At 37.9% G+C, this 5,441-nt stretch carries 3 protein-coding genes and 1 pseudogene; 1 reads left to right on the top strand and 3 read right to left on the bottom strand.

The annotated features are described in order from the left end of the window. Nucleotides 1-170: pseudogene (locus FJR11_RS22825) on the top strand (IS630 family transposase); the annotation flags it as partial. Nucleotides 171-188: 18 nt separating this feature from the next. On the opposite strand, the gene FJR11_RS22820 reads toward FJR11_RS22825, so the two are convergent. The 3 genes from FJR11_RS22820 to FJR11_RS22810 all read right to left on the bottom strand — a co-directional run. Beyond that, nucleotides 189-2,348 (bottom strand): ATP-binding protein, encoded by a 2,160-nt coding sequence (locus tag FJR11_RS22820; RefSeq protein WP_168507909.1) that lies wholly within the window; start codon nucleotides 2,346-2,348, stop codon nucleotides 189-191. Nucleotides 2,349-2,693: 345 nt separating this feature from the next. After that, the gene (locus FJR11_RS22815; protein ID WP_168507907.1) at nucleotides 2,694-3,152 is read right to left on the bottom strand and encodes a YbjN domain-containing protein; all 459 of its coding nucleotides are present in this window, start codon (nucleotides 3,150-3,152) and stop codon (nucleotides 2,694-2,696) included. Nucleotides 3,153-3,256: 104 nt separating this feature from the next. Then, on the bottom strand, nucleotides 3,257-5,441 hold a 2,185-nt coding region (locus tag FJR11_RS22810; protein ID WP_168507905.1), incomplete at its 5' end, for a hypothetical protein.

The raw sequence follows: 5,441 nt of genomic DNA, 5'->3' as shown, positions 1-5,441 counted from the left end.
ATTATAATTTAATTGAACTAGTTTGGCATTCCGCAAAGGAATATATAGCTCATAGATTATTTGAGTCCGTATCACAGCTAGAGGAGTTGTTGAATAAATTGTTAAATGAAGGAGGTCTTATTATTAAATGGGAGCGCAAAATTAAAAATAAAGGTAATGCTGTATATTAAATTTAGCTGCGTAACAGCTTAGCCTTTTTCAGCAAGCCCTAATTCTTTCTCTTTGATGATTTTACCCATCTTTTGATATTCACGACGTACTGCTTGAATTAAGTGAGCTACTTCAATTTGATTGTTATCATCTGCGGCTAAAAAAGCTGCGGTTAAGGCAATATTACGAATATTTGCCCCGGTTAGTTCAAAATTACGGGCGAGAAAATTTAAATCTAATTCAGGACTACAGGGTGCGCTTTTAGGAAATATTTTCTGCCAAATTTGATATCGTTGTTTTTCGCTGGGAAATGGGAATTCAATAATAAACCGGAGTCGTCGCACAAAAGCATCATCCATATTCATGCGGAGATTGGTAGTAAGAATAGTTATGCCTTCATACTCTTCCATTTTCTGTAACAGGTAACTGATTTCCAGATTAGCATAGCGATCATGGGCATCTTTCACTTCGCTGCGCTTACCAAATAGGGCATCTGCTTCATCAAATAAAAGAATAGCATTAGCATTAGTAGCTGCGGTAAAAATCCGATTTAGGTTCTTTTCTGTTTCCCCAATATATTTACTAACTACTTGGGACAAATCAATTTTATATAAATCAAGCTGGAGTTCTTGAGAAATTATCTCTGCTGCCATAGTTTTACCTGTTCCCGGAGTTCCAGAAAACATGACATTTAACCCTTTTCCTAGTGATACCTTACTCTCAAACCCCCACTCTTCCCAAACTAAATGTTGATGCTTTATTTGATTGCAAATCTCTCGTAATAGATTTTTTTGGTGATCTGGTAATATAATATCTTCCCAACTATATTTAGGCTGAATATGCCGAGACAAGGTTGCTAAATCCTGACCTGATAATCCTCTGGACGCAGTAAATAAATCAGTTAATGTTATAGGTTTTTGCGGGCTAAATTGGGAATCAGGAAACTCGGATACCGCGGCTTGCCAGCGAACTTGATTGGTCGCAGTTGTCACAGCATCAGCAATTTGTTCAGAAGTCAAACGAAAGCGATCGCTCAAACTATCCAAATCTATAGCATCCAGGGTAATACCTACGGATTGCAAGCAATTTTCCCAATAAAAACGACGCTGCTGAAAATTTGGCATCACAAAAGGAATTGTGATTACTTCTATGGCTTTAGTTGTCGTATTTACCCAAGACTTAATACCTGCTAAAATAGTAACTCTGGAATATTCTGTTAATTGCTTGAGAAACTCTTGATATAAAATAGTATTTTCTTGGGTTTGTAAAACATCTAAATCTTCGATATAAAGCAGGGCATTTTTAAACCAAGCTTCCCGAAATAATAGTTTGATAGTAGATTGAAACTCTGCTTTAGCAGCCAAAATTATCGTCAAATTTGCTATTAACAAAGGTACTTGTAATGAATTAGCAATGGCTTCAGAGGTATGACTTTTGCCAGAAATGTCCTCACCTTGAAAATATAAATTTAGGGTTTTATCTGCTAACCAATCGGCATTGACTAAAGATATTAAACCTTGCTTAATTTCAGATTTTAAAGGCAAGTCATCAAACTGAAATTTAGGCGTAATTAATTGACAAAAAGAAACGAGTCTGCCATCAATTCCCGGTTCTCCTAATAGCAGTTGAATTACCTGCTGATCAAGTTTAATGTTATGGGCAAGTAGGGGTGGATCTGTTTGATGAGATTCCGGGAAAAGGTGCAGCAGACCATGATGAATCAGCGGCGCATCAGGACTAAAATAAACCCGTCTTGTGAGTTTTTCTATTGCTGAAGTACAGAGTAAATTTAGAGCTAGATCTACTGTCGGTCGTTTGCAACGCACATCATCTTGGAGATAGGCGTAAAGGCGTTCGTAACGGCGGTCAAGTTCTGGGGCGAGTGCGATCGCTATAATATTGATATCGAAGTCTGATAACTCAAAAGTTTTCTGAAGCCATGCGAGAGGGGAATCTGTTTCAACAACATCCGAGGGAAATTGCTGAAAATTCTCTGTATATAATAAGGGGATTCCTGGTTTTCGTTCTAGTAACCGTTCTACTTCTTCTTCATTGATTTGTATTCCTCGATAGGAATTGTTTTCCGCATCTGTGCCATAGGCACTTTGAGCGGCTATGATTGCACTTTCTAATAGTCCGTCTAACTGTTTTAATAATAGTAATAGTTGGTTGATATGAACTTTTTCTCGCAGGAGCATAAGTATTCTAATTTTTTTGTATTGTCATCAGAATTTTTGAATGACAAGAATAGTTTTTAAGATTTGAGCCAAAGTTAATAAAATGAAACCTCAGAGATGTTCAATATGACTTCAATAGTTTATTGGCAGAAGTGCCTCCTCCTGCCATTATCCTTTCTCCTTGTTTTTGTAAACTGGAAATAATCTTAATTAAAGATTGCTTCTAAATCTCACTAGATAATGTAAGTAGGTGAACAAAATAAAAATGAGGGGTATTGCGTTTTGTAAAATGGCTGAAACTCAATCAGAATATCGCATTGAGACAACTTTACATACCGTTACATACCTTTAAATTTTCCTGTTCACCTACTTATCTATTTCAGAATCTTCGATGTGGGCGATCGCCGCTGCTGGAGAAATATCCGTAAACATCACCTGTAAAATCCCAGGCAAATATTGATCCATCGTCATAATATTGATTAATAAACATTGCTCAATCATTAATTCTGGTTGAACCTCGCCAGCAAATTGTATGCTTGTCTTGAAGCGAATTTCGCCATCTCGTAAATCAAATTCAAAATTTCCGAACTTTAAACCAAAATTAGCCCGTGTTAAGAACTCCTGTATAACAGTGTACTTTTCCACAAGGGGTTTATTAGAACACACTGAGTAAGCCACAAATTGCTGATACTCATCCACACATTTTACAATCACAATCCAATTTGCAGTTTCTCCATTGATATCAATCCTTAGTGTGGCGTTACCTAGATCGTAAAACTGCCATTCTTGTTTTTTGAGTACAGACTCTGTAGCTTTCAGAAGCATTAGTGATTCACCAAAGTAAACGATAGGTTATTGCTTAGATTTTAGTGTAACTTTGTGAACTATTTTGTCAACAAAAATTCACCTAAAAACGTAATTTTGTCTTGTCAAGTTTCGATATCTTCCAACTCAGAAACTTGTTTCTCAATGGATGAAATATCTAGCTTAATACTCTCTTCCTTTAATTTTTCTTGAGCAGAATCTAGTATTTTTTGCTCTTTTTCAATAGTAGATATATTCTCAATGCCTTTTCCTTGCTCTAGTGCTTGAATGTTTTGAATAGCGGCTTCAACATCTGCCAGCACAGTAACTGATTGCTTGATAGCTGCGACCGCATCTTGATACCTCGCGTAGTGTACATCATATTTGTCGCTAATTTTGTCCCAAAGATCGCTTGTTGTTTTGATTCTGTTGCTCAAGTAATCTTTATTATTTCTTCCTCGTAATGTCGTGCCTCCTTGCTTCACTGTCTCTTTGGCTTGATGTACACTATCTGAGTGCCGTATGCCAGAGGCTACTTGTTTAATAATGTTCCTTTTCTTGATAGGTTCATTTTCATCCCCATTCAATTTCTTCCATACATTGCTATAGCGCGATAACTTTTCATTAATTTTGTCTAGCTGATCAACGCATTTATTGCTCTTTTCTACCTCCTTGTCGATAACACCTTGTGTTACCTTAATTGCCTCCTTGTATTTAGCCTCAATTTTCTTAATAATTGCTTGACGTTCTTCACCACTGCCTTCAATAGATTGTGCTGCATCCCGTAACAATTTTTGTGCTTCGGCGACGGCAATTATTTCACCTTTTGGACCTGTGCCATTTTTCTCAATCTCACCTTTCATTACTCCACCGAATGTAGGTGAACTAACTTTTAATTTACCATCCTCATCAATCTTAATATCGCCCCCAATATTACCAGAACCTAACTCCCATTTACCTATAGTGATACGGTATAGGTTTTTCTTGAAGAAGTAGAATGCTTGAGCTTGAATGCCAGCAGCAATCTCAGCCGTAAATTTGGCTTCAGCATAATATTTCGATGTCAATTTACTGGCATTAATTTTCTTGGTACTTTCGTCATATCCAAATTTGCCGCTAAATTCCAGACCCCCAACTGCATCAGCACGACATATCCCTTCTATGTATGCTTGTAGTGAGGCAATGTAGGCACTTCCCACACCCGCAAAAGCTTTTAAGCTAACCGCTAAGTATCCTTTGATCTCTGGGTTAACGGCAAAATCCCAATCTTGGTTTGTCCCATTTTTGGCTATTGCACCTTTCAACGCACCCGCAATGCCACCTTTAATGCCTAGCTGAACCCCTGCCTCTAAGCCTGGGACAATAGGATAGCTGAAATCAATACTTGGCCACACCATCAATTTACCAGGTAGTTCTACCTTGCCCTGAGCTTCAAGTTTGGCACTCTCAATTTTGAGTTGACTAGGTGAAACAGTTCGATCAAGTTTGACAGCACCTGTACCTGTGGCTTGGAAGTAATCGCCAAACTTTAATTCTAGACGGCCACCAATGATGGTGCTATATTTTTGTTTTGCACCTTCAATACTGGCTTTAGATTCTTTAATTTTTACAATTTCACCCAGGGGAATTTCTGGCATTGGGATGCTGATTTGATCCCAATCAATCCCGTTGTGATCAATTCGTGCATTTTTCGCCTCCGCCGATATGTTTTTTAGTTCTGGAATAGTGATACTAGCTTGGCTTAAAGTCAGGGATTTCTTTTCATGATCATAGTTGATACCTTTCGCCTCAAAATTCAAGATGTCGGCGATTGTCGCACTTAGAGATAGATTCTTGCTTTCATAGTCCCATTTACCGGATTGGTAAATAATCTTAAGGTCGCCGCTTGATTTGACATTAACAATTTCTTTGGAGCCAATATTTACTGCTACTGCTCCGGCACATTCTAATTTATATTGCTGGCTCTTGCCACAGATGGTTGCTGTAGGCTGACTAACTGATGCGAATTCTCCTAATTTAATATCATTGGTGTTGACGGTGATTTTATCCCAATCAATGCCGTTTTTATCAATCTGAGCTTTTTCTACCTTAACCGATGTCTCGTTGAGTTCTGGAATGATGACACTCGCTGTTTCAAATACGAGGGATTCATTCGTATTGTCGTAGGTAATCCCTTTGGCTTCCAGATTAAATACTTCGTCAATTGTTGCCTTGAGATAACCTTTGCTAATAGCGTATTTCCATGTTCCGGCTGTATAGTTAATATTAACATCTCCACCGGATTCTACCTTGCCAACTCCGGTAGAACTC

Source organism: Anabaena sp. UHCC 0187 (assembly GCF_009712035.1).
Taxonomy (GTDB): domain Bacteria; phylum Cyanobacteriota; class Cyanobacteriia; order Cyanobacteriales; family Nostocaceae; genus Dolichospermum.
The sequence above is the reverse complement of the archived record's forward strand: the minus strand, read 5'-3'. Positions and strand labels throughout refer to the sequence as shown.

What these genes read in the sequence shown, in the direction of transcription:
- FJR11_RS22820 (WP_168507909.1), bottom strand. Translation starts at nt 2,348, where the DNA reads ATGCTCCTGCGAGAAAAAGTTCATATCAACCAACTATTACTATTATTA.
- FJR11_RS22815 (WP_168507907.1), bottom strand. Translation starts at nt 3,152, where the DNA reads ATGCTTCTGAAAGCTACAGAGTCTGTACTCAAAAAACAAGAATGGCAG.